Source organism: Pelomicrobium sp. (genome assembly GCF_036803785.1).
In the GTDB taxonomy this organism is placed as follows: Bacteria; Pseudomonadota; Gammaproteobacteria; order Burkholderiales; family UBA6910; genus Pelomicrobium.
In genome coordinates this window covers 1-21,710 of sequence record NZ_DAIRTR010000043.1, presented here as the reverse complement: position 1 = coordinate 21,710, position 21,710 = coordinate 1, and the positions used below count along the sequence as shown (strand labels likewise).

The window sequence follows — 21,710 nt, the reverse complement described above, 5'->3', positions numbered from 1 at the left end:
GTCCTACCCCTACATCGTGGTGACCGGCCACGAGTTTCCCCGGCTCGCCTTTTACCGTGGAGCGCTGCTACGGGAGCACCGCTACTTCGGGCCTTTCCCCAACGCCAGTGCAGTGCGCTCCAGCATCCAGCTCCTTCAGAAGGTATTCAGGATACGCACTTGCGAGGATAGCGTGTTTGCCAACCGCAGCCGACCTTGCCTTCTGCATCAGATCAAGCGCTGCACCGCTCCCTGTGTCGGATTGATCAGCAAAGAGGCTTATCAAGAAGACGTGCGCAACGCCATGCTATTCCTGGAAGGCAAGCAGGAAGAGGTGCTGCAAAGCCTCACGCGGCGCATGGAGGAGGCCGCGGAGCGGTGGGCTTTCGAGGAGGCGGCCATCTACCGGGACCAGGTCCAGGCGCTCAGCCGGGTGCGGGAGCGTCAATTCATCGCCAGCGGCAAGGCGGTGGATGCCGACGTGATCGGGGTCGCCTTTGCCGGCCACGAGGCATGCGTCAACCTGGTCATGATCCGCAGCGGCATGCACCTCGGCGACAAGAGCTTTTTCCCCCAGAACGCCCGCGGCTACGATGCCGCCGCCACGCTAGAGGCATTCCTCGCCCAGCACTACCTCACGCGGCCGGCACCACCACTCATCGTGTTAGACGCCCCGGTGGACGTGGACGCGCTATCGGCTGCGCTCGCTGAGCGCAGCGGCTACCCAGTGCAGATCCAGACGCGGGCGACAGGCGAGCGCAAGGCGTGGCTGGAAATGGCAGTGCGTAATGCCGAGCTGGCCCTCGCCCAGCGTCTGGGAACCCATACCGCCCAGGAAGTCCGCGTTCAGGCGCTGCAGCAGGCGCTCGACCTGCCATCACCGCCGCGCCGCATCGAGTGTTTCGACGTGAGCCACACCATGGGGGAGGCCACCATCGCCGCCTGCGTCGTGTTCGAGGACCACGCCATGAAGAGTAGCGAATACCGGCGGTTCAACCTCCACCCTGCAGCGCCGGGCGACGACTACGCTGCCATGCGCGAGGTTCTCACGCGCCGTTACCAGAAGTTGGTGGCGGGCGAGGGAAAGCTTCCCGACCTCATCCTCGTCGATGGAGGGCTTGGCCAGGTGAATGCCGCCCGGGACGTGCTCTCCGACCTAGGATTAGGTGACCTGCCGGTGATCGGCGTGGCCAAGGGAGAGGGGCGCAGACCCGGCACCGAGGAGCTGGTTTTTCCGAAAGGGGAGAAGCGGATAAAATTGGCGCCCGGCAGCGCTGCGCTCCACTTGATACAACAAATCCGGGACGAAGCGCACCGGTTCGCAATTCAAGGGCACCGAGCCCGGCGCGGCAAGGCTCGGGCTTCTTCGCCCCTGGAAAAGATCCCAGGGGTCGGACCTCAACGCAGGCGGCGCTTGCTCGCCCGTTTCGGAGGCTTGCGTGGCTTGCTCGCTGCCAGCGTGGAAGAGCTGGCTAAGGTGGAAGGGGTAAGCCGCGCGCTGGCCGAGCGGATTTACCGTCATCTGCACTGAGGCGGAGCTGTTTCCCCCTTTATCCAATGACGTTCAATATCCCCAATTTCCTCACCTGGCTGCGGATCCTGCTCATTCCGGTGTTCGTAGGAGTTTTCTATTTTTCCAACTACACCCTGAGCCCCTTCGCGAAAAACGTCGCCGCGACACTGATCTTTGCTCTGGCAGCTGTCACCGACTGGCTGGACGGCTATCTCGCTCGTGCTCTGGGACAGACTTCCGCTTTCGGTGCATTCCTGGATCCCGTGGCCGACAAGCTGATGGTAGCCGCGGCCCTCATCGTCCTGGTGGAGCTGAGCCGGGTCGACGCGCTGATTGCCCTCATCATTATCGGCCGCGAGATCGCCATCTCGGCGCTGCGGGAGTGGATGGCGCGCATCGGAGAGGCGAGGAGTGTGGCCGTGTCCCTGCTCGGCAAGGTGAAGACGGCCGCCCAGATGGCTGCCATTCTGTTGCTACTCTATCAAGACCACCTGATCCTCGGAATCACCGGGCAGGGGCTGGGAACGGTGCTCATTTACCTGGCGGCGGGCCTTACCCTGTTGTCGATGCTCTACTACCTCAGAGTGGCCCTTTCCCGAGTCGCAGGCCGGGCGTGAACGGGCGTCCTTTGGCTTGACACGCATGCTGTGCTCTTTATAATTGATGCTTGATTTTCCGCGGGAATAGCTCAGTGGTAGAGCACAACCTTGCCAAGGTTGGGGTCGCGAGTTCGAACCTCGTTTCCCGCTCCAGATTTTGCAGGGAAAGCGTCGGCTTTCCCTTTTTCATTGCCGAGCATTCTTCCACGGGCAATTCGGCGGGGTGGCAGAGTGGTTATGCAGCGGCCTGCAAAGCCGTGGACGCCGGTTCGATTCCGACCCCCGCCTCCCTAAATTCAGCCACCTAAAAGCACCGGTCTGCCCCGGTGGTCGATCGTTGAGAAAGACTTTTCTCAACCGTCTTCCGATGTGGATGGGCTCAACGGGTGCACGCACTCGCCCACGTCGTCGGCCACCCGCTGCCCGGTGGTGTGACCAAGAAGGGCGCGTCACAGCCACGCCGGCGCGGTGTTCTTCGTCGATGACCACTTCGGACCGCAAGTCGTAAAACTGGACCCCCCACGCCGTGCCAGCGTCTGCATGGCCACCGGGCCGCGCCGCGCTGTCAGCCGTTCGATGATCTCCTCGGCCTTCGCTCAGGCCTGCTGGGATTGGCAGCGAAATTTTCCCTGGAGCAGCAGGGGCTGACCTGCCTCGTCCCACTGATGCTCTGGCGGGCGATGCCGCAGGCGCGAATAGGTTCAAGCAGCAGCTGAAGGACACCCGTCACCCCGGTGCACTTGATCCTCACCCAGTTTTTTGGCGTCTTCGGTATTTTCACCCAGAGCACTTCGCCACCTTGTGGCGACTTGCGCAGGCAGGACCTCTTGGGCGCTAACGACACGACCCACCGCGGTCCGCACCGGAGTGCGAGGTCCATGCAAGCGCGCATACAAGGGCGGTGCAGGCGTAAACCAGCCAGTAGAGGGGATCGGACGTGTCCCTGTCCCCCCTTGCTCAAGTGGCAGTGGCGCAGGAGCCCGTCGATCGGAGGCCAAGCGCGCACCCAGCCGCACGCCTGGGACCGGTTGCACCGAACCGGCACGAACCGGATCTCTCTTTCGCCAGTACCTCGAAGGAGCGCTGGGGCGAAGCCGCACAGCAAAATGCTCGAGGCAGCGAAGCATCGATGTGGATCGATCGAAACCGGATCCCAGCGTCCGCCAACAGAACGCCCGATCGCGCAAGGTGGGCGCCGAACGCTTGCTCGGCTGTGTGTCTTGCGCCCAGGCCATGTGGCTGCGGTCGATGGCTTCATGGGGAAACCATCGGCACCCAGAGGAATAAAGAGCCGCCTGCCGCGGGTCATGGGCGGGCATCGGTAGCGCATTGACGACTCGCCCAAACGCCCCTGCTCCGCCTTGTCGGCGCGCTGTCAGCTCAGCCGTCGAGCAAGAGTACCGAGGCATTCGCGGCGACAAAAAACGAACAGCCAGCGCAAGTTTGTGGCTGTCGTGCCGAGGCAGGAAGACCTTGCGACATCCACGCGCACGATGGGGAAAGCAGCAAGCCAGGCTCCGATGGGATCATCTCGGACGCCCATGAGCGACGCAAAAGGCGGGGTGACGAGCAGACTGCGGTAGCCGCGCCAGAGCAAGCGCCGGTTCAAGGATGCGGATTTCGCGCCGGTCATCCTCGCGCCGCATGAAGCAGCCGGCTGGCTGGGCCATGCGCCAGCCGGCGTAGCGGCGCTGCCGCGGCATCAGCAGCCGCACAGACGTACCGGGTGCCAGTCGCCTCGCGCATAGCGCTCGAAACCCGAGACCCCGAAGCGCCAGAGGTGTAGCCAGCCGTTCTCCAAAAGCTGCTCGATCACCGCGTGCTTTCTGATGACGGTGTCAATGGCCGCGCGGGGCGCATCGATCACAACAGTCAGCCGCAACGGCTCGTGCATCCAGCGTTCGCCATCGTGTAGCGACTGGCGTGGCAGGCCGATCCGCAAATCGCCGCCGTTGCCCTCGAACACGCCCAGGTTTCCGCCTACGACGTTGTGCAATACCTTGTTGCCGCTTCCCAGCCGTTCGGGGTCGCAGGTCGAAGCGTGGTACTGCCAATTGACCCAATGCGCCACCAGCATGGGTGCGGTCATGAGTAGCTCCAGCACGCTCCCGTCGGCATCCTGGCTGGCGTCGTAGTCGTGCAAGAAACACCGACCTTCCAGCACGACGCCACGACTTCTGCGGCGAGGTGCGATCAGGAAGGCGGCGTTACCTGCAAGGCCCCACTCCGGACGGGTCTGAGCTCCGTCGTTGGCACGGCGGCGGAGTTCATCCAGGAGTTGACCATGGGGCATTCGTGGGTCCAGCTTGAGGCTCGGCGCCCGCTCCCTGCGGACCCGGTCGCAGGCTTGCGCGAAGACGCTCTGCAGTTGTTCCCACCGGGCACGCGCATCCTGCGGCAGCAGATCGAGATCGAAACCTTCGATCTCATCGGTGGTGGTGTTGTGCAGGGCCGCCACGAAGGTGGTAGACCCAGGGATGGTAATCCCTCGTGCCCGCAGCCCCTCGCGCACCGCGGGGTCATTGAGCAGTTGCGCGAGGCTGCGCGCGTTGACCTCACCGGTCTGGCCACCGCACGCGCCGCAATCGAGCGCGGCGGCATGGGCGTTGTTGGCCGATTGGCTGCCATGCCCGACCAGGAGCACGAGTGGGGCCAGGTGCTTCTCCAGACCCATAGCGTGCAGTATGCGGGCCGCCAGCGCCACGCGGGCGTCGAGGTCGAGCCCAACCAGCTGCGGTCGACAGATCAGGCGATACCGAGCCGGTAGTCCTGCCAGATCGTCCCTTGACCTGCCTTGCTTGACGGGCAGCAGCCCATGGGCGAGTTTGCCCAAGTATCCGAATCCGGCAGCCTCCACGAAGGAGAAGGCCGCACCCGGCCAGCGACTAGCAGCCCTCCATTGGTCTTTCAGAGCAAGGCGGCGGCGCCGTGAGCGGCTGACGGCACGTTGCAGCGCCGCGTCGGTTCCGCGCCTGGCCGCTTTGGAAGTTAGCGCGCAATCGGTCGCCTCGACGGCCGGTGCCAGCAAGCCGGGCAACTGCGGCCGCCGGGCTTGCGTGGCAAGCGGCGTATAGGCGAGCGGTAGGCCGAAGAAGCCGGCGAAGCCTAAGGTCTGCACGCCAGGCCACACGGCCTCGAGCGCGCGGCGCAGCCGCTCGCTGCGCACGTCGATGCAAAAGACCGCCTGCACTTCGATCTCCTGCGGTTCCGCGGCCGGGCTGCCTCCTGCAAGCAGCCGCCGCGCGAGCGCTCGCTGATAGCCAGCTTCGAGCGCCACCTGCCAGACTTCATCGATCAACAGCGCCTGCTCAGCTTGCCGCAGCAGCTCGGGCGCACGGCTCCACGCCTGCCGCAGCGCGCTGAACGCTTCTTTAGCTGCGGTGTCGTCTTTGCATTCCAGCAAAAGCACCCCCCAGGCCAGACGAACGGCGAGCAGCTCGCGCAGATGCGAGTCCTCGCGTCCCTCCAGTTCGGCCTGCCATCTCAAGTAAGCGCACCAAGAGGCCCAGCCGTTTACGGTAAGCAGCACCGCTTCCAGGTAGTCGGCCCATACCGCCGGCGGCAGCCCCAGCCGCTCCATCACCCACCGCTCGGCGTCCTGCGCGGTGGCGGGCAGGGCATCGAGTGCGCGGCCGATATGCGGCAGGCCCATCAGCGTGCCAATGCCATGGTCGTGCTTCAGCGTGTCGCGCCAAAAGGAATACAAACCCCGGGAGCGTTCGGGTTGCCAGTCGGCCTGGTGCATATCGAAGTAGGCCGCGCAGGTTTGGCTCACCTGGTGCGTGATCGCCTGCCGCCAAGACAGCCGAGTATGGCGGTGCGGATCGTTGTCGAGCACGTCGATCAGCAGGGGCAGGCACTGCACAGGGGCCTGCATGTGTAGCTCCTCCTCGCATCGGCGAGGTGTTAGGCCCGCAGCCTGCGCGGCGGGCAGCTGCTGCAACGCGTATGCGAGGTCGGCGGGGCTGATCCGGCCCTCGCGCCAGGCGTTGAGCTGCCGCGCCCGGGGTGGGAAAACCTGGATGCCGCCGAGCACGGCCATGCGGGCGGCAACCCGGCGCACTGGCATGCCGATGCGCGACCAGTGCGGGTTGACCGCGATGGCACGGTCCAAAGGCCAGGTCGGCGCGATCGCCCGGCAGGCCTGGTGGCAGGCTTGCTCGATTGCGGCGTTCAGGGCGTCGCTACGGTGCGCGCAGGCGTTGTCGTAGGCGATGCCCTCGCCCACGCGCGGCACGTGGGCGGTCAGGGTGTCCGTCATGGACTTCTCCTCGTTGTCAGGTCGCTAGCGGGCGCCGGTCAGCAGAAAGGCAAGCGATGGGCAGACCGGCGTGGGTGCGGGGTTCGGGTGCCCAGCACGCAGGCCAAAGCCGCAGGGCGAGTCGTGTATAGGCCTCGTCCACGTAGAAGCCCGCGTAACTCCAGCGCCACCCGCCGGCCAGCCACCGGGGCCGACGCTGCAGCACCGCTAGCAAGGCGTACAGCGTCAGCAGACCCGACAGTGCGACCAGGCCGGCCTCGTGTTGCGGGGCGTCCTGGATACCAAGCGGTAGCGCGTGGGCGAGCAGCGCGGCACCTGTGAGGCCGACAACCATCACGCCGCCGGCGAGCAGCCGAAGCGCGCGCGCCGGGTGAGCGGCGGACACTTCAGGCAGCCATAGCAAGGGCGCCCAGGCAAGGGCCAGCACCGCGCTCCACCACCAAGGCCAAGCGCTCTGACCCGACAGCAGCTGGACCGACAGCACGCCTGCAAAGGCCAACACCGGCGCTCCGGCCAGGCTAAGGAGCGAGGCCGATGAGGGGCCGTGTAAGGACTGTAGACGGGTCTGGCGCACCACTGTCGACGCCGATAGAAAGGCGTGGGCCTTGTAGAGCGAGTGGCCGATCAGGTGCAGCGCTGCCAGCGTGTACAGACCCAGGGCGCATTCGAGCAGCATGAAGCCCATCTGGGCTACGGTCGACCAGGCTAACCGGACCTTGATGCTGATGCGAGTGAGCATCACCATGCCCGCTAGCACGGCAGTGGCTAGGCCGAAGGCCAACAGCACGGCGCGCGCGGGAGCAGCTTGCTCGAGCAGTGGCGCGAAGCGGATCAGCACAAAGCCCCCGAGATTGACCACGCCCGCGTGCAGCAGGGCCGATACCGGCGTCGGCGCTTCCATCACCTGGATCAGCCAGCCGTGGACCGGCAGCAAAGCCGTCCGCAGGGCGACCGCAAGCACTAGCAATAGCGCGCTGAGCTGGAGCGCGGGAGACGCGCCCGCCTGGGCGATGTGCATCCACAGGGCCGACAGGGAGCCGCAGCCCACCTCCATCCAGGCGAGGGCCGCCGCAGCTGCCAGCAACGCGTCGGCGGCACGGTCGGCGATTCGCTTCTTAAGGGCAGCCAGTCGGGCGAAAGCGCGATCTGGATAGAAACACAGCAGGTGCTGTAGGGGCATCCCCACCAGCGCCCAGGCAGCCACCAGCACCACCCAGTGATCGGCCAGCAGCAACACGTGCACTGCGGCCAACACCCCGGCCAGCGCCGCCACGTAGCGCCGTTGGCCCGCTTCCCCTTGCAAGTAGCGGGCTGAAAATCCGCCGATGACGGTGCCCAGGACCTGCACCCCCAAGGCCAGGATCAGACCGAGCCGTGAGGTCTGCAAGGCGCTCGGCAATGGCAGGGTGCCGGGTCCGAGCCAAACCGCAACGCCGATGGACAGCACCGCGCTTCCCGACAGCGTTTGAAACACACGCCACAGGCCGGCTGTGCCGACGCGCTTGAGCCGAGCCAGCAGTGCGGCCACCAGCATCAAACCGACCGGCGCCAAGACACTGGCCGGAAACAAGAACAGGGAGATATCCATCGCACGGACCTTCGAGATTTCGCTGCGAGGATTTTGCCCCCCCATTTTCGTTCTGTATAATATATTTAATGGAACTTATGTATATAAAAAACAGAACAATGCGTTTGGACCAGCTGAATTTCAACCATCTTTTTTATTTTTGGCGCGTCGCCAAGCGGGGGCACCTCACTCGGGCGGCGAAGGAGTTGCATACCTCCCAGTCCGCAATATCGGCCCAAATCCGTCAGCTGGAGCAACGGCTGGGCGAAGACTTGTTCGCCCGCGAGGGGCGCCGCTTGGTACTGACGGACGCCGGGCAACTGGTGCTCGCCTACGCAGAAAACATCTTCGGCCTCGGGCAAGAGATGCTGGGGCGGCTCCAGGGGCGCACGGCCGGCATCACCAGATTGCGCGTAGGCAGCGTGGCCACGATGTCGCGCAACTACCAGAAGAACTGGATCTGGCCTTTGTTGGCTGATCCCTCTGTCGTACTGACGTTGGAGTCAGGGCTGCTGGAAGGGCTAATCTCTCGCCTCGTGCAACACCAGCTAGACGTGGTGCTGGCCAACGAGACGGTTCCCTCCGATCCGGATCGTCCGCTGCATTGCCGATACCTCGGCAGCCAGCCGATTTCTTTGGTCGGTCCGGCCAATCGCTGGAGAGCGCAGAGCCTGCGCATCCCGCAGGATCTGGATGGCCTCGACATCGTGCTGCCAGGGCCACGGCATGCCTTGCGGGCACAGTTCGATGCCCTGTGCGCGGCAGCAGGGGTGAGCCCCCGATTGCGGGCCGAGGTGGATGACATGGCCATGCTCCGCCTGATCGCCCGCGACAGCGGCTGTCTGGCTATCCTACCGGAAGTAGTCGTGCAAGATGAGCTGCGGACGGGCGTTCTCGTCACCGTGGGGCGCTCGACGGAGCTGCAAGAGCACTTCTACGCCATTACCACGACGCATCCGCACCGCATCGAGGTGCTCGAGAACTTATTGGCCCGCGTGCTGGAGAAGCGTTGAGGTTTGCCCGCCGCGGCGGGTCGGTGACGACATTCTCAGCCCGTGTTTACGGCAGGCAGGATCTACGCTAGGGGCCGCTGCCTCGACTGCAACGTCGGCCGCACGTGGCAGCCGCTGCAGCGATGTGGGTCATTTCGCGCAGAGGAGGCCTGCTTCAGCCGTGCGCGGCGCTGCCAATCTCTCCAGCAGCTTGGCTCTACACACGGACCATGCCGCGGGACCTTCGTCCTTCTCAGAGGGCCGTCCCGGGCCCGCGGGGCGGCAGGCTGCCCCCCCCGCGCTGTCCCCGCAGAGGAGGTCACGCGCCACCCGGTCACCCAAGGCAATCTCGGCCGGGCGCGCGGCGTCTCCGGAAGAGTTCGAGCGAGGGGCAGAACAAGTTCACTTGATCATGGCGCGCATTTCTTCGGCCTTGACTGGCTTGGGTTCGCGCCAACCTCAAGGAGAGAAGACGTTGCCTTCGACAGATGGGGCGGGCGGAGAAGGGAAGGGCGCCACGGCCGCTTTCCGCATACGGTACCCGCATTGCGCTAGATTCGCGCCAAACAGAAATAATTGTTTGATATTATTCAATTCGTGGTGCCGAGAAGAGGACTCGAACCTCCATGGGGTTGCCCCCGCTAGGACCTGAACCTAGTGCGTCTACCAATTCCGCCATCTCGGCACGGAGCGCGGCATTGCCGCAGAAATAAAAATTCTAAAGGAACATTCACCATTGTCAACGAAGCCACCCTCTATTCGCGCTTTAGATCCTCAGCTTAAGGAGGAAAAGAAAAAGTATGCCCACCCCATTCCGAGCCGGGCGCTCATCCTCCAAGTGCTGACGGAAGAAGGGGTGCCGATGCCCTTAGATCGGCTCGCTGCCCGCCTCGCCATCGAGCCCCATGAACGGGAGGCGTTCGAACGCCGTCTCGCCGCCATGGAGCGGGACGGCCAGATTCTGCGTAACCGCAAAAACGCCATCTGCGTTGCCGGTAAGCTGGGGCTCATCAGGGGGACGGTGGAAGGTCACCCTGACGGCTATGGCTTCGTGATTCCCGACGAAGGCGGAAGCGACCTGTTCCTGAGCCCTCGGGAGATGCGCAAAGTGCTCCACGGCGACCGGGTGATGGTGCGCGAGACGGGCATGGATCGGCGCGGCCGGCGGGAAGCCACCATCGTGGAGGTCCTGGAGAGGGTCAACCATGAGGTAGTGGCTCGGCTCCACGCGGAGCGGGGGGTGCGCTATGCCGTGCCGGAAGACCGGCGCATCAACCAGGACATCCTGATCCCCGAGGGCGACGATTTGAGTGCCCGCCCTGGACAGATTGTGGTGGTGGAGATCCTGGAACCGCCGAGCGAATATACCCAGCCCATCGGGCGGGTGGTGGAGGTGCTCGGCCATGCCCTCGACCCGGGCATCGAGATCGAAATCGCGGTGCGCAAATACCACCTGCCCCACGTGTTTCCGCCAGAGGTGGAGGAGGCAGCCAGAAAATTCCCCACGGATGTGCTGCGCCGAGAGCTGCGTGGTCGCAAAGACCTGCGATCTCTGCCCCTGGTCACCATCGACGGGGAGACAGCACGGGACTTCGATGATGCGGTGTATTGCCGGCGGGAAGGAAAAGGATTTCGGCTATGGGTGGCCATTGCCGACGTGAGCCACTACGTACGGCATGGCGACTCCCTGGATCGGGAGGCTTACAAGAGGGGCAATTCGGTCTACTTTCCCCGGCGGGTCATTCCTATGCTGCCGGAGGTGCTGTCCAATCACTTGTGCTCCCTCAACCCTCGGGTGGATCGCTTGTGCGTCGCCTGCGAGATGGAGGTAAACGCCCGCGGCGAGATTGTCGATTATGCCTTTTACCCAGCGGTCATGCATTCCCATGGTCGGCTCACCTACACGGCGGTGGCGGCCGCCCTGGCAGACCCCCAGGGCGAAGAGGCGCGCGCGCTCCAGCCCCTGTTACCCCACCTCCAGGATCTCCACCGGCTGTACAAGGTGCTGGCGGCAGCTCGGATGCGGCGGGGCGCCATCGATTTCGAGACCATCGAAACCCGCATCCTCTTTAACGAGGAGGGGCGCATCGAGCGTATCGTACCCGAGCAGAGGAACGACGCCCACCGGCTGATCGAGGAGTGTATGCTGGCGGCCAACGTGTGCGCCTCTGACTTCCTCGACCGCCATCGCCATCCCATGCTGTATCGGGTGCACGAGGGACCGACGCCGGAGAAGCTGGAGGCGCTGCGGGATTTCCTGCGGGAGTTCGGGCTCTCGCTGGGCGGTGGCGATGCGCCGACGGCCATGGATTATGCCCGGCTGTTGCAGAAGATCCGCGGCCGACCCGACGCGGGCCTGCTCCAGACGGTGATGCTGCGCTCCCTCCAGCAGGCGGTCTACAGTCCCAAGAATATGGGGCATTTCGGCCTTGCCTACGAGCGCTACACCCATTTCACCTCGCCCATTCGGCGCTACGCCGACCTGCTCATCCATCGAGCCATCAAGGCGGTGCTTAAGGGAAGACGCTATTCCCCGGGCAACTGGGAGGAGATCGGTCGTCACGTTTCCTTTACTGAGCGGCGAGCGGACGAGGCCACTCGGGACGTGGAAAACTGGCTCAAGTGCTATTACGTAAAGGATCGAGTGGGCGAAGTCTTCGAAGGCACGGTGAGCGCGGTGACCAACTTCGGGCTGTTCGTTTCCTTGGACGAGATTTACGTAGAAGGCCTGGTCCATGTCTCGGAATTGGGCAACGACTATTTCCAGTATGACCCGGTGCGGCACCAGCTGTTGGGAGAACGCACCGGGCGGCGGTTCCGCCTGGCGGACCGGGTACGGGTGCGGGTGGCCCAGGTGGACCTGGAGACAAGTCGCATCGATTTCGTGCTGGCCGAGGACATACCCGAGCAGCGCCGAAGGGGAAGGTCCGCCCGACGCGGCCACCGGGCTTGAGACCATGGCGCAGGCACTGGTTTACGGTTTCCATGCAGTGATCGCCCGCCTGCGGCAGGACCCGCAGAGCGTGCACGCCCTGTACGCGGAAGCGGGGCGCGATGACCGACGGATGAGGGAGTTGCTGACCGCGGCGCAAGCGGCCGGGGTGCGGGTAAGGCGCGTGGAGCGGGACAGGCTGGACGGCCTCACTGGGGGGGCAACGCATCAGGGGGTGGTGGCCCAGGTGAAGCCGCGGCAAACGGCGACTTCCTTGGAAGAGCTGCTGGAAAAGCTCGCCGAGCCTCCCCTCCTTTTGATCCTGGACGGCGTGCAGGACCCCCACAACCTGGGGGCCTGCTTCCGGGTGGCCGACGCCTTCGGCGCCCATGCCATCGTAGCGCCCAGGGACCGGGCCGTGGGATTGACACCCACGGTGCGCAAGGTGGCAAGCGGTGCCGCCGAGACGGTCCCCTTCGTGGCGGTGACCAATCTGGCCCGCACCTTGGAAGCGCTCAAAGCGCGGCGGGTATGGGTTTGGGGTGCGGATCCTGCGGGAGAGCGCCTTCTGTGCGAGCTTCCGTTGGAGACGGGTACAGCTTGGGTGCTCGGGGCGGAGGGTCAGGGGCTGCGGCGGCTCACCCGGGAAAAGTGCGATGCCCTGGTACGCATCCCCATGCGCGGCCAGGTGGGGAGCCTCAACGTGGCGGTGGCGGCGGGCATCTGTTTGTACGAGTCCCACCTGCACCGTGCACGGCTCGCCCGAGCGCAGCTAACGCCTTGATCGAGGGAAAAAACCTCCGTATAATGTCCCGCCTTTACCACCTTGCCCCACCGGTTTCGCATTGCCGGAGGGCTTAACCCACAAGGAGTCTCAATGCGGCATTACGAGATCGTGTTCATCGTCCATCCCGATCAGAGCGAGCAGGTGCCCGCTATGATCGAGCGATACAAGAGTATGGTGACCTCCCGAGGCGGGAAGATCCACCGCCTGGAGGATTGGGGACGCCGGCAGCTCGCCTATCCCATCGAGAAGGTGCACAAAGCCCATTATGTCCTTATGAACGTGGAGTGTGATCAGGAGGCTCTGGACGAACTAGTGCACAGCTTCAAGTTCAGCGATGCGGTGCTGCGTCACCTGGTGGTGAGAATGCGGGAAGCGGTCACAACCCCTTCTCCCATGATGAAGGAGGAAAAAGCCCGCGCCGTGACCCCGGCCCGCGAAGAGGAGGCCAAGCCGGCCTCTGCCCAGGAGGGCACGGGCTGAGCGGTGGTGAATCAAGTGGTGTTGTCGGGGTGCACCGCCGCCCTGTCTCCCTTACGGCGTACGCCCGCAGGCATTCCCGTCCTCGACTTTCGCATTCGCCACGGTTCCGAGCAAATGGAAGCGGGCCATGCGCGCCGGGTAGAGGTCGAGGTGGAAGCGGTCTGCGTGGGATCTCTGGCGGAAGACATAGCCGCCGTAGGGCAAGGCAGCGGAGCGCGGTTCGTCGGGTTCCTCGCGCAACGCCGGCCGGGCGACCCCCGGATCGTATTCCATGTCACTGAGTTTGAATTGCTGAAGGATTGAACCCATGGCACGTTCCACGCGTACCGGAAAAGGCAAAAGCGGCTCGCGCCGGGAAGGCTCCCGGGCCTTGTTCCGCCGACGCAAGTTCTGCCGTTTCACGGCGGAAGGCGTCAAGGAAATCGACTACAAGGACATCGAGACGCTCAAGGACTTCATTAGCGACACGGGCAAGATCATCCCTGCCCGCATCACCGGGACCAAGGCCCGCTACCAGCGCCAGTTGTCCGTGGCCATCAAGCGGGCCCGCTTTCTGGCATTGCTGCCCTATACCGATCTGCACTGAGGAGGCCGCCCGATGCAAGTGATCCTGATGGAAAAGGTGGCGAATCTGGGGGGGTTGGGCGATGTGGTGAAAGTGAAAAATGGCTACGCCCGCAACTACCTCATCCCCTCGGGCAAGGCGAAGCGGGCGACGCCGGAGAACCTCAAGGAGTTCGAAGCGCGCCGGGCAGAGCTGGAGCGGATCCAAGCCGAGACCCTGGCCAAGGCCCAGGAGCAAGCGGCCCGTCTCGACGGTCTGCAGCTCGTGGTCGCCCAGAAAGCCGGGGTGGACGGCAAGCTGTTCGGCTCCGTCACCAATGTGGACGTGCGCGACGCCCTCAAAGCGAAAGGGTTCGACGTGCCCAAGGCCGCAATTCGCATGCCCCATGGACCCATCAAGCAGACCGGAGATCATCCTGTCACAGTGGTGCTGCACACCGACGTGGCAGCCCACATCACGGTGTCGGTGATCCCCGAAACCTGAGCGCCCAGCGCGCGGAGGAAAAAGGGCTATCTAGCCCTTTTTTTCTTTTCGGCCTCGCCGAGAGTAAAATCCTCGGTAAGCCTTGCCGAACCCGATCTCGCTTTGATTTGACCATGGCCCAGGCCGCCTCCACGCTCGCCCACGATGCCAAAGTCGATCTGATCAAGCTTCCTCCCCATTCCCTGGAAGCGGAGCAGTCGGTGCTGGGAGGCATCCTCTTGGACAATACGGCCTGGGACAAGATCGCGGATCTGATCAGCGAGAGCGACTTCTATCGCCAGGACCACCGACTCATCTTTCGTCACGCAGGATTATTGATCGAGGCGGGCAAGCCCGCCGACGTGATCACTGTAGCCGAATCCCTCAAGAGCACGGGGGAGCTGGACGCGGTGGGCGGGCTCCCGTACCTGGGATCCCTTGCCCAGAACACGCCTTCGGCCGCCAATATCCGGCGTTACGCCGAGATCGTGCGCGAACGCTCCATCCTGAGAAAGCTGGCGGAAGTAGGGGCGGAGATCGCCGAGTCCGCGTACAACCCTATGGGACGCTCTGCCTCGGAGCTGCTCGATGCTGCCGAGCAGAAGGTTTTTGTCATCGCCGAGGCGGGGGCGCGAGGACGCCAGGGCTTCCTGGACATGCAGCCGCTGCTCAAGCAGGTGGTGGAGCGTATCGAACTGCTCTATAGCAATCCGACCGATGTCACCGGCATTGCCACCGGCTTTACCGACCTCGACCGCATGACTTCGGGTCTGCAGCCCGGGGATTTGGTGATCATCGCAGGCCGCCCCAGCATGGGCAAAACCTCTTTCGCCCTCAACATCGCCGAACACGTGGCCCTCGTGCTCAAGAAGGCGGTGGCAGTCTTTAGCATGGAGATGGGCGGTACCCAGCTCGCCTTGCGTCTGCTCGGTTCCGTGGGACGGCTGGACCAGCACAAGGTGCGCACCGGCCGGCTCCAGGACGACGACTGGCCCAAACTCACCCATGCCCTGGGCAAGCTCAACGAGGCGCCGCTCTACATTGACGAGACCCCGGGACTCAACGCCTTGGAGGTGCGCGCCCGGGCCCGGCGACTGCACCGGCAGCATGGAGGGCTTGGGCTCGTGGTGATCGACTACCTGCAGCTCATGGCAGCCCATTCGGCATCTCGCTCCGAAAACCGGGCCACTGAAATTTCGGAGATTTCCCGCGCCCTCAAAGGTCTCGCCAAGGAGCTCAATGTCCCCGTGGTGGCCTTGTCCCAGTTGAACCGCAGTCTGGAGTCGCGCACCGACAAGCGTCCTCTCATGTCGGATTTGCGCGAGTCCGGGGCCATCGAGCAGGATGCAGACCTGATCCTCTTCATCTATCGAGAAGAGGTCTACAACAAAGATACCCCCAAAGCCGGGATCGCCGAGATCATCATCGGCAAGCAGCGCAACGGCCCTATCGGCACCGTCGAACTCACCTTTCTCAAGGAGTTTACCCGCTTTGAGAACTTTGCTGATCCATCGCGTTATTGATGGAGTTCACAAGTTGGGCACGCGCTCGCTCGCGTAGCAGGTGAGACCGGAGCTTATGCTTCGTCTACGAGCTCCGTTCGTGGACGACAGCCTCACGAGGGAAATCGCGCTCAGAGGACCTCCCCGGCATAATCAGCCAGCCGGGAACGCTCTCCCCGCTGCAGGGTCACGTGGCCGCTGTGGGGCCAACCCTTGAAGCGGTCCACGACGTAAGTGAGACCCGAACTTCCCTCCGTCAGGTAGGGGGTGTCGATCTGAGAGATGTTGCCCAAGCATACCACCTTGGTGCCGGGGCCAGCCCGAGTAATGAGAGTCTTCATCTGCTTGGGGGTGAGGTTCTGAGCCTCGTCGATGATGAGAAACTTGTTGATGAAGGTGCGGCCGCGCATGAAATTGAGGGACTTGATGCGAATGCGCGAGCGGATTAAGTCCCGGGTGGCGGCTCGCCCCCAGTCGCCGGCGTCCTCGTCGGTCTTGTTTAGCACGTCCAGGTTGTCTTCCAGGGCGCCCATCCAGGGCGTCATCTTCTCCTCCTCGGTGCCGGGCAGGAAGCCGATGTCCTCGCCCACCGGCACCGTGACCCGGGTCATGATGATCTCGCTGTAGCGTTTCTCGTCCAGGGTCTGGGCAAGCCCCGCTGCCAGGGCGAGCAAAGTCTTACCGGTGCCGGCCTGTCCGACCAGAGTGACGAAATCGATCTCCGGGTTCATGAGCAAATTGAGGGCAAAGTTTTGCTCCCGGTTGCGGGCCGTAATCCCCCACACGCTGTTGCGGCTGTGGCCGTAGTCGCGCAGGGTCTGGAGTACCGCTGTCCTGCCAGAGACCTCCTTCACCATGGCGTAGAAGGGCTTGTCCTGCTCCTGATAGACAAATTCGTTAACCAAAAAAGTGGGGCACAGGGGACCCCGCACCCGGTAAAGGGTGACGCCGGACTGTTGCCAGGATTCCATCTCCCGCCCGTGCTTGTCCCAAAAATCGGCGGGCAGCTCCCGCACGCCGCTGAAAAGGAGATCGGTGTCCTCCAGCACCTTGTCGCTGAAATAATCCTCCGCGGCGAGCCCCAACGCCCTGGCCTTGATCCGCATGTTGATGTCTTTGGAGACAAGGATCACCTGACGCCTGGGATGGAGCTGCTGCAGGTGCATGACCACCGCCAAGATCTGGTTGTCTGCCTTGCCGCTCGCCAGAGTGGGAGGGATTTCCGCCCCAATGGCGTTGGTTTGCAGGAACAGCCGCCCGGTCGCCTCCTTGGCGCCGGTGGTGTCCAGAGGAATCCCATCCTCGATGTTCTGGGTGCGGCTCACCATCTCGTCCAGGTAGCGACTCGCCTGGCGGGCGTTGCGTGCGACTTCGGACATCCCTTTCTTGTTGTTGTCCAGCTCCTCCAGGGTAGCCATGGGAATGTAGATGTCATGCTCCTCGAAGCTGAACAGACAAGTGGGATCGTGCATCAGCACGTTGGTATCCAGGACGAAAAGCTTGCTGGACGAATGCACTCGGGTCACCACCGGAGCCGTCTTTTTCTGCGTCATGGGAGGTGGAGCTTCGAGGCGCAGGTTTAGCGGAGGGTTTTGACGAATTCCAGAACTTGCTGGGCGTGGCCGGGCACCTTGACCCCGCGCCATTCCCTGCGCAAGACGCCACGCGAGTCCAGCACAAAGGTACTGCGCTCGATTCCGCGCACTTGTTTCCCGTACATGTTCTTCGTCTTAATGACGCCGAACAGCGTGCATGCCTTCTCTTCGCTGTCACTCAGCAGGTCGAAGGGCAAGCCCAGGGCCGCCTTAAAGCTTTCATGGGACTTCAGGCTGTCGCGGGAGATCCCGACGATCCCGCAGCCCAGGGACTGGAACTCGGGATAGAGATCGCGAAATTGCTGGCTTTCGCTGGTGCAGCCGGGCGTGTTGTCCTTGGGATAGAAATAGATGACCAGCGGTTTCCCCTGTCTGTCGGACAGCCGGAAGGTTTTTCCGCCGGTGGCGGGCAGCTCGAAGTCGGGGACGGGTTGGTCAAGCATGGGCGCTGGGTTGTAAGCTCGATCCAAAGGGGATCATTTTTGAAAAAACGAAGGACGATGGCAAGCGCTTCAGGCCATACGTTCCAGGAGCTCTCGGGCTGCCCGGTCGAAAGCCTCATCGTCGGTACCCTCGATTCGGACCCGCAGGGCTGCCGGTAAGCGGGAGTAGTGCTGCAGGGTCGAACGCCGGTAGGCGGGATCGTAATGGGCGGTGAGCAAGGCGTCCACGAAGGCGGGCCAATCCCCCGCGGCGGCGAGCCCCTTCCATGCCTCGATCCGCGCATGCCCGTGGAGAGGAATCAGGCAATCCAGACGGGCGTAGAGCGCCTGCCGGTCTTCCAGGAAATGGCGGTATTCGTTTTGCAGCAGGGCGATGCGGTCGACCCGGGCGGTTTGCACCTCCACGCACTCGGCGCACCACATGGCGGCGATGAGCGCTTCGGGCACCCTCAGGTTACCTACCTTCTTGCTTTCCGCCTCCACGAACACAGGCCGAGAAGGATCCAGGCGGTGGAGTCCTTGCCACACCCGACTCTCAAACATTTTTTGGGAGGGCTGGGACGCGTCGGGCCAGTCCCCCAGCACGGAGCCCCGGTGGCGGGCAAGCTCCTCTAGGTCGAGCACCTGGGCACCGCCGCGGGCAAGGGCTTTGAGCAGCCGCGTTTTGCCTGAGCCGGTGGGGCCGCACACCACGCGCCAGCGGAAGGCGCCGGGCAGGCGCTCCAGGTCGGCCAGCACCTGACGCCGGTAGGCTTTATAGCCGCCTTCCAGCCGTTCCGCCCGCCAGCCGATCTCCCGCAGCACGTGCACCAGCGCGGCGCTGCGCTGGCCGCCGCGCCAGCAATAGACGAGGGGGCGCCAATGGCGGGGGCGATCCTGCAGGACCGTCTCGATGTGGTGCGCCACGTTACGAGAAACCAGCGCAGCCCCCACTTTCTTCGCCTCGAAAGCCGAAACTTGCTTGTATAGCGTGCCGACGCGTGCCCGTTGCGCGTCGTCCAGCACCGGCAGATTGAGGGCTCCGGGCACGTGGTCCTCCCGGTACTCGGTGGGGGAGCGCACGTCGATGATCTCGTCAAACTCGGCCAGGTGTGTTACGGTAACTCCCTTCAGACGCGCGGTACTCATTGAATGTCAGCAGGGCATGCGAGCGTAACGTGGATCGTGCGTGGCGGACAGTCAAGCATGCCCGACGGCCGCTTAGTCTACCGTTTTTTCGATTCCCAACCGAACGCCCTGTTCCCCATGAACGATTTGACCGATCCGGGCTCCATTCGGCTCACTCAGTATTCCCACGGCGGCGGCTGCGGTTGCAAGATTTCGCCGTCCGTCTTGGCCGAGATCCTGTCCCGCTCGCCCCTGGGCATCTCCCCTCCCGATCTCCTGGTGGGCGCTGAGTCGAGCGACGATGCAGCCGTTTATCGCCTGAACGCCGAACAGGCACTGGTAGCCACCACCGACTTCTTCATGCCCATCGTGGATGACCCCTTCGACTTCGGGCGGATCGCCGCCACCAATGCCCTCTCGGACGTCTACGCCATGGGCGGGCGGCCGATTCTGGCCTTGGCGGTGGTGGGCATGCCGATCGACCGGCTCCCCGTCGCCGTGATCCAGCAAATTCTCGAAGGGGGGGCTTCCACATGCCAAGAAGCCGGCATCCCCATCGCGGGAGGGCACTCCATCGACGCGCCGGAGCCCATCTACGGACTCGTGGCCTTGGGGTTGGTGCATCCCGAGCGAGTCAAGCGTAACGACGCTGCCCGCCCTGGCGACGTCCTGATCCTGGGCAAGCCCCTGGGGGTTGGCATCCTGAGCGCGGCCCTCAAGAAGGGCCAGCTTTCCGCGGAAGGCTATCGGGAAATGATCGCCACTACCACCCGCCTCAACACGGTAGGAGCAGCCTTGGCCGAGCTACCCGAAGTACATGCCATGACCGACGTCACCGGGTTCGGGCTGCTGGGCCATCTGCTGGAGATCTGCCGCGGCTCGCGGCTTCGGGCCCACATCCAGTTCGCCCGCCTGCCAGTGCTCAGCACCGCCTTGGAACTTCTGCGTCAGGGCTATGCAACCGGCGCCTCCGCCCGTAACTGGGCGAGCTATGGCGACGCGGTGGCCTTGCCCCCAGGTTTGCCCGAGTGGGGGCAGAAACTTCTTACCGACCCTCAGACGAGCGGCGGTCTTTTGGTGGCCTGCGATCCTCAGAGGGAAGAGCAGGTGCTCGCGCTCTTTCACCAGAATGGTTTCGCCACGGCGCGAACCATCGGCCAGCTGCAGGCCGGGGCGCCAGGGATCGACGTCTTCGCCTGATCCCGGCCAAGGCGGGCGGCAGTGGATGCCCGCAGGACATCTCGAAAAGACGGACGCGCAATCCAACCGGCAGATGAGACGATGGGGACGTTCCCCGACCTCCCCTGACGGGAGCGTGGAGGAGATCTTTTGACGCAGAGTGACCGCCACAGCCGGGATCACTACCGGCACTTCCTGGAAATTACCACCCGCTGGATGGACAACGACGCCTACGGGCACGTGAACAACGTGGTTTACTACGCCTATTTCGATACGGCGGTGAACCGCTATCTCATCGATGCCGGCCTGCTGAACATCGCCTCGAGCCCAGTGATCGGGCTGGTGGTGGAAACCCAGTGCCGTTACTTCCGCCCGGTGGCGTTTCCCGATACGGTGCATGCCGGTCTGCGGGTCGCCCACTTGGGCAGAAGCAGCGTGCACTACGAAGTGGGTATCTTTCGCAACGACGAGCCCCTCGCGTGCGCCCAGGGCCATTTCATCCACGTCTACGTAGATCGCGTGCACCGGCGACCGGTGCCCCTCCCCGCGCCGATGCGCGCCGCGCTGGCACGACTCACTGCCTGAGCGAGGGCCCTCACGCCTTCTTGGCCGGCATTCCGCCAAGCAGGGCGGGAACCGGTCGCTCTACCCGCCGTCGCCGTTGCCCATGGGGGGCAAGGGGGAGCGCTCCGGCCGTGTTCCTAGCGGAAAGCGCCCCGGCGGCCAAAGCGGGAAGCGGCCCCATCTTGGCCTTCCCCGCTCGGCCTTCTTGCCGCGGGTCGCGGGCGGTACGTTCCTGAGAGGGGAGATGGCCACCCGAGGCCGTCCGTCCGCCGCAGGCGAACGCCGGGAAGGTTTCCCGAGGGATCGACCGCTTGAGCAAGCGCTCGATCGCAGAAAGGTATTTTTCTTCCTCCGGCGCCACCAGGGAATAAGCGTCCCCGACCATCCCCGCCCGTCCGGTGCGGCCGATGCGATGGACGTAATCCTCCGGGTGATGGGGCAGCTCGAAGTTCACCACGTAGGGAAGCTCCTCGATATCGAGCCCTCGGCCAGCGATATCGGTGGCGACCAGCACCCGAACCTTCCCCGCCTTGAAGTCCGCCAGCGCCTGTTCCCGCTGGACCTGGGTGCGGTCGCTGTGGAGCGCGACCGCTCGAACGCCTTCCCGCTCCAGGGCGCGGGCCAGCCGATCGGCCCCGATTTTTGTGTTGACGAAGACCAGTGCTTGACGCATGCCCCGGGCTTCTAAGAGAGACTTGAGCAGCGCCCGCTTGTGGGCAGAGGTCACGGGAATGACCGCTTGATTCACCAAGTCGGCGGGCGCATTGCGCGGCGCAACCTGTACTCGTACCGGATCCGTCAGGAAAGAAGAAGCGAGCCGCACCACGTCCTCGGAAAAAGTGGCCGAGAACAGCAGATTCTGCCGTCGGGGGGGCAACAGCCCTAGAATGCGGCGAATGTCAGGCAGAAAACCCATGTCCAGCATCCGGTCCGCTTCGTCCAGTACCAGAATCGCCACTTGGGAAAGATTGACCGTACGCTGGTGGATGTGGTCCAGGAGTCGCCCCGGCGTTGCCACCAGGATCTCCACGCCTCGGCGCAACGCCTCGATCTGGGGATCGATGTCCACCCCGCCATAAATCACGGCACAGCGCAGGGGCAGGCGAGCGCCGTAGAGGCGCACGCTTTCCTCTACTTGGGCCGCAAGCTCCCGGGTAGGGGTGAGGATGAGGGCGCGGAGGGG

At 64.0% G+C, this 21,710-nt stretch carries 18 protein-coding genes and 3 tRNA genes; 14 read left to right on the top strand and 7 right to left on the bottom strand.

The annotated features are described in order from the left end of the window. From uvrC to V7Q81_RS07055, 4 genes are all read left to right on the top strand, one after another. On the top strand, nt 1-1,510 hold a 1,510-nt coding region (gene uvrC / locus V7Q81_RS07070), incomplete at its 5' end, for an excinuclease ABC subunit UvrC (RefSeq protein ID WP_333841359.1). Nucleotides 1,511-1,536: 26 nt separating this feature from the next. Further along, complete coding sequence (pgsA, locus tag V7Q81_RS07065) at nt 1,537-2,109, top strand: CDP-diacylglycerol--glycerol-3-phosphate 3-phosphatidyltransferase (protein ID WP_333841357.1); 573 nt, start codon at nt 1,537-1,539, stop codon at nt 2,107-2,109. A gap of 60 nt (nt 2,110-2,169) precedes the next feature. Next, nucleotides 2,170-2,244: transfer RNA gene (locus V7Q81_RS07060), tRNA-Gly, on the top strand. Between the two features lie 64 nt (nt 2,245-2,308). Beyond that, nucleotides 2,309-2,379: transfer RNA gene (locus V7Q81_RS07055), tRNA-Cys, on the top strand. 1,414 nt (nt 2,380-3,793) lie between these two features. Here V7Q81_RS07055 and V7Q81_RS07050 read toward each other — a convergent pair. Together V7Q81_RS07050 and V7Q81_RS07045 are read right to left on the bottom strand one after the other, a co-directional pair. Continuing rightward, nucleotides 3,794-6,352 carry a YbcC family protein gene (locus V7Q81_RS07050; RefSeq protein ID WP_333841354.1) on the bottom strand — a complete coding sequence of 853 codons (2,559 nt, stop codon included), beginning with the start codon at nt 6,350-6,352 and terminating at the stop codon, nt 3,794-3,796. Nucleotides 6,353-6,368: 16 nt separating this feature from the next. Continuing rightward, complete coding sequence (locus tag V7Q81_RS07045) at nt 6,369-7,940, bottom strand: NADH-quinone oxidoreductase subunit L (protein ID WP_333841352.1); 1,572 nt, start codon at nt 7,938-7,940, stop codon at nt 6,369-6,371. A gap of 98 nt (nt 7,941-8,038) precedes the next feature. Here V7Q81_RS07045 and V7Q81_RS07040 point away from each other — a divergent pair, with 98 nt between their 5' ends. After that, the gene (locus tag V7Q81_RS07040; protein WP_333841349.1) at nt 8,039-8,932 is read left to right on the top strand and encodes a LysR family transcriptional regulator; all 894 of its coding nucleotides are present in this window, start codon (nt 8,039-8,041) and stop codon (nt 8,930-8,932) included. 577 nt (nt 8,933-9,509) lie between these two features. Here the strand turns inward: V7Q81_RS07040 and V7Q81_RS07035 are convergent. After that, nucleotides 9,510-9,596: transfer RNA gene (locus tag V7Q81_RS07035), tRNA-Leu, on the bottom strand. Between the two features lie 51 nt (nt 9,597-9,647). Here V7Q81_RS07035 and rnr point away from each other — a divergent pair. The 7 genes from rnr to dnaB all read left to right on the top strand — a co-directional run bounded on the left by rnr (nt 9,648) and on the right by dnaB (nt 15,660). Beyond that, nucleotides 9,648-11,864, top strand: coding sequence for a ribonuclease R (gene rnr, locus V7Q81_RS07030; RefSeq protein ID WP_333841347.1), 2,217 nt, complete (start codon nt 9,648-9,650; stop codon nt 11,862-11,864). A 4-nt stretch (nt 11,865-11,868) separates the two neighbouring features. Then, nucleotides 11,869-12,627 carry a 23S rRNA (guanosine(2251)-2'-O)-methyltransferase RlmB gene (gene rlmB / locus V7Q81_RS07025; protein ID WP_333841345.1) on the top strand — a complete coding sequence of 253 codons (759 nt, stop codon included), beginning with the start codon at nt 11,869-11,871 and terminating at the stop codon, nt 12,625-12,627. A gap of 93 nt (nt 12,628-12,720) precedes the next feature. After that, a complete protein-coding gene (gene rpsF, locus V7Q81_RS07020; RefSeq protein ID WP_333841342.1) occupies nt 12,721-13,110 on the top strand; it encodes a 30S ribosomal protein S6 in 390 nt (129 codons plus the stop codon). A gap of 3 nt (nt 13,111-13,113) precedes the next feature. Continuing rightward, nucleotides 13,114-13,413: a primosomal replication protein N gene (gene priB / locus V7Q81_RS07015; RefSeq protein ID WP_333841340.1), complete on the top strand. Its 300-nt coding sequence runs from the start codon at nt 13,114-13,116 to the stop codon at nt 13,411-13,413. Nucleotides 13,414-13,417: 4 nt separating this feature from the next. Then, nucleotides 13,418-13,696 carry a 30S ribosomal protein S18 gene (gene rpsR / locus V7Q81_RS07010; RefSeq protein ID WP_333841338.1) on the top strand — a complete coding sequence of 93 codons (279 nt, stop codon included), beginning with the start codon at nt 13,418-13,420 and terminating at the stop codon, nt 13,694-13,696. Between the two features lie 12 nt (nt 13,697-13,708). Further along, a complete protein-coding gene (rplI, locus tag V7Q81_RS07005; RefSeq protein WP_333841336.1) occupies nt 13,709-14,158 on the top strand; it encodes a 50S ribosomal protein L9 in 450 nt (149 codons plus the stop codon). 113 nt (nt 14,159-14,271) lie between these two features. Then, nucleotides 14,272-15,660 carry a replicative DNA helicase gene (gene dnaB / locus V7Q81_RS07000; protein WP_333841333.1) on the top strand — a complete coding sequence of 463 codons (1,389 nt, stop codon included), beginning with the start codon at nt 14,272-14,274 and terminating at the stop codon, nt 15,658-15,660. Nucleotides 15,661-15,770: 110 nt separating this feature from the next. Here dnaB and V7Q81_RS06995 read toward each other — a convergent pair whose 3' ends face one another. From V7Q81_RS06995 to mnmH, 3 genes are all read right to left on the bottom strand, one after another. After that, nucleotides 15,771-17,192, bottom strand: coding sequence for a PhoH family protein (locus tag V7Q81_RS06995; RefSeq protein WP_333841331.1), 1,422 nt, complete (start codon nt 17,190-17,192; stop codon nt 15,771-15,773). 26 nt (nt 17,193-17,218) lie between these two features. Then, nucleotides 17,219-17,677, bottom strand: a complete 459-nt coding sequence (locus tag V7Q81_RS06990; RefSeq protein WP_333841329.1) for a peroxiredoxin — start codon at nt 17,675-17,677, stop codon at nt 17,219-17,221. A 69-nt stretch (nt 17,678-17,746) separates the two neighbouring features. Further along, nucleotides 17,747-18,805, bottom strand: a complete 1,059-nt coding sequence (mnmH, locus tag V7Q81_RS06985; RefSeq protein ID WP_333841327.1) for a tRNA 2-selenouridine(34) synthase MnmH — start codon at nt 18,803-18,805, stop codon at nt 17,747-17,749. A 117-nt stretch (nt 18,806-18,922) separates the two neighbouring features. Here mnmH and selD point away from each other — a divergent pair, with 117 nt between their 5' ends. Together selD and V7Q81_RS06975 are read left to right on the top strand one after the other, a co-directional pair. After that, nucleotides 18,923-19,984, top strand: coding sequence for a selenide, water dikinase SelD (gene selD / locus V7Q81_RS06980; RefSeq protein WP_333841364.1), 1,062 nt, complete (start codon nt 18,923-18,925; stop codon nt 19,982-19,984). Nucleotides 19,985-20,179: 195 nt separating this feature from the next. Beyond that, a complete protein-coding gene (locus V7Q81_RS06975) occupies nt 20,180-20,548 on the top strand; it encodes an acyl-CoA thioesterase (RefSeq protein WP_333841361.1) in 369 nt (122 codons plus the stop codon). Nucleotides 20,549-20,558: 10 nt separating this feature from the next. On the opposite strand, the gene V7Q81_RS06970 is transcribed toward V7Q81_RS06975, so the two are convergent. Beyond that, on the bottom strand, nt 20,559-21,710 hold a 1,152-nt coding region (locus V7Q81_RS06970), incomplete at its 5' end, for a DEAD/DEAH box helicase (RefSeq protein WP_333841325.1).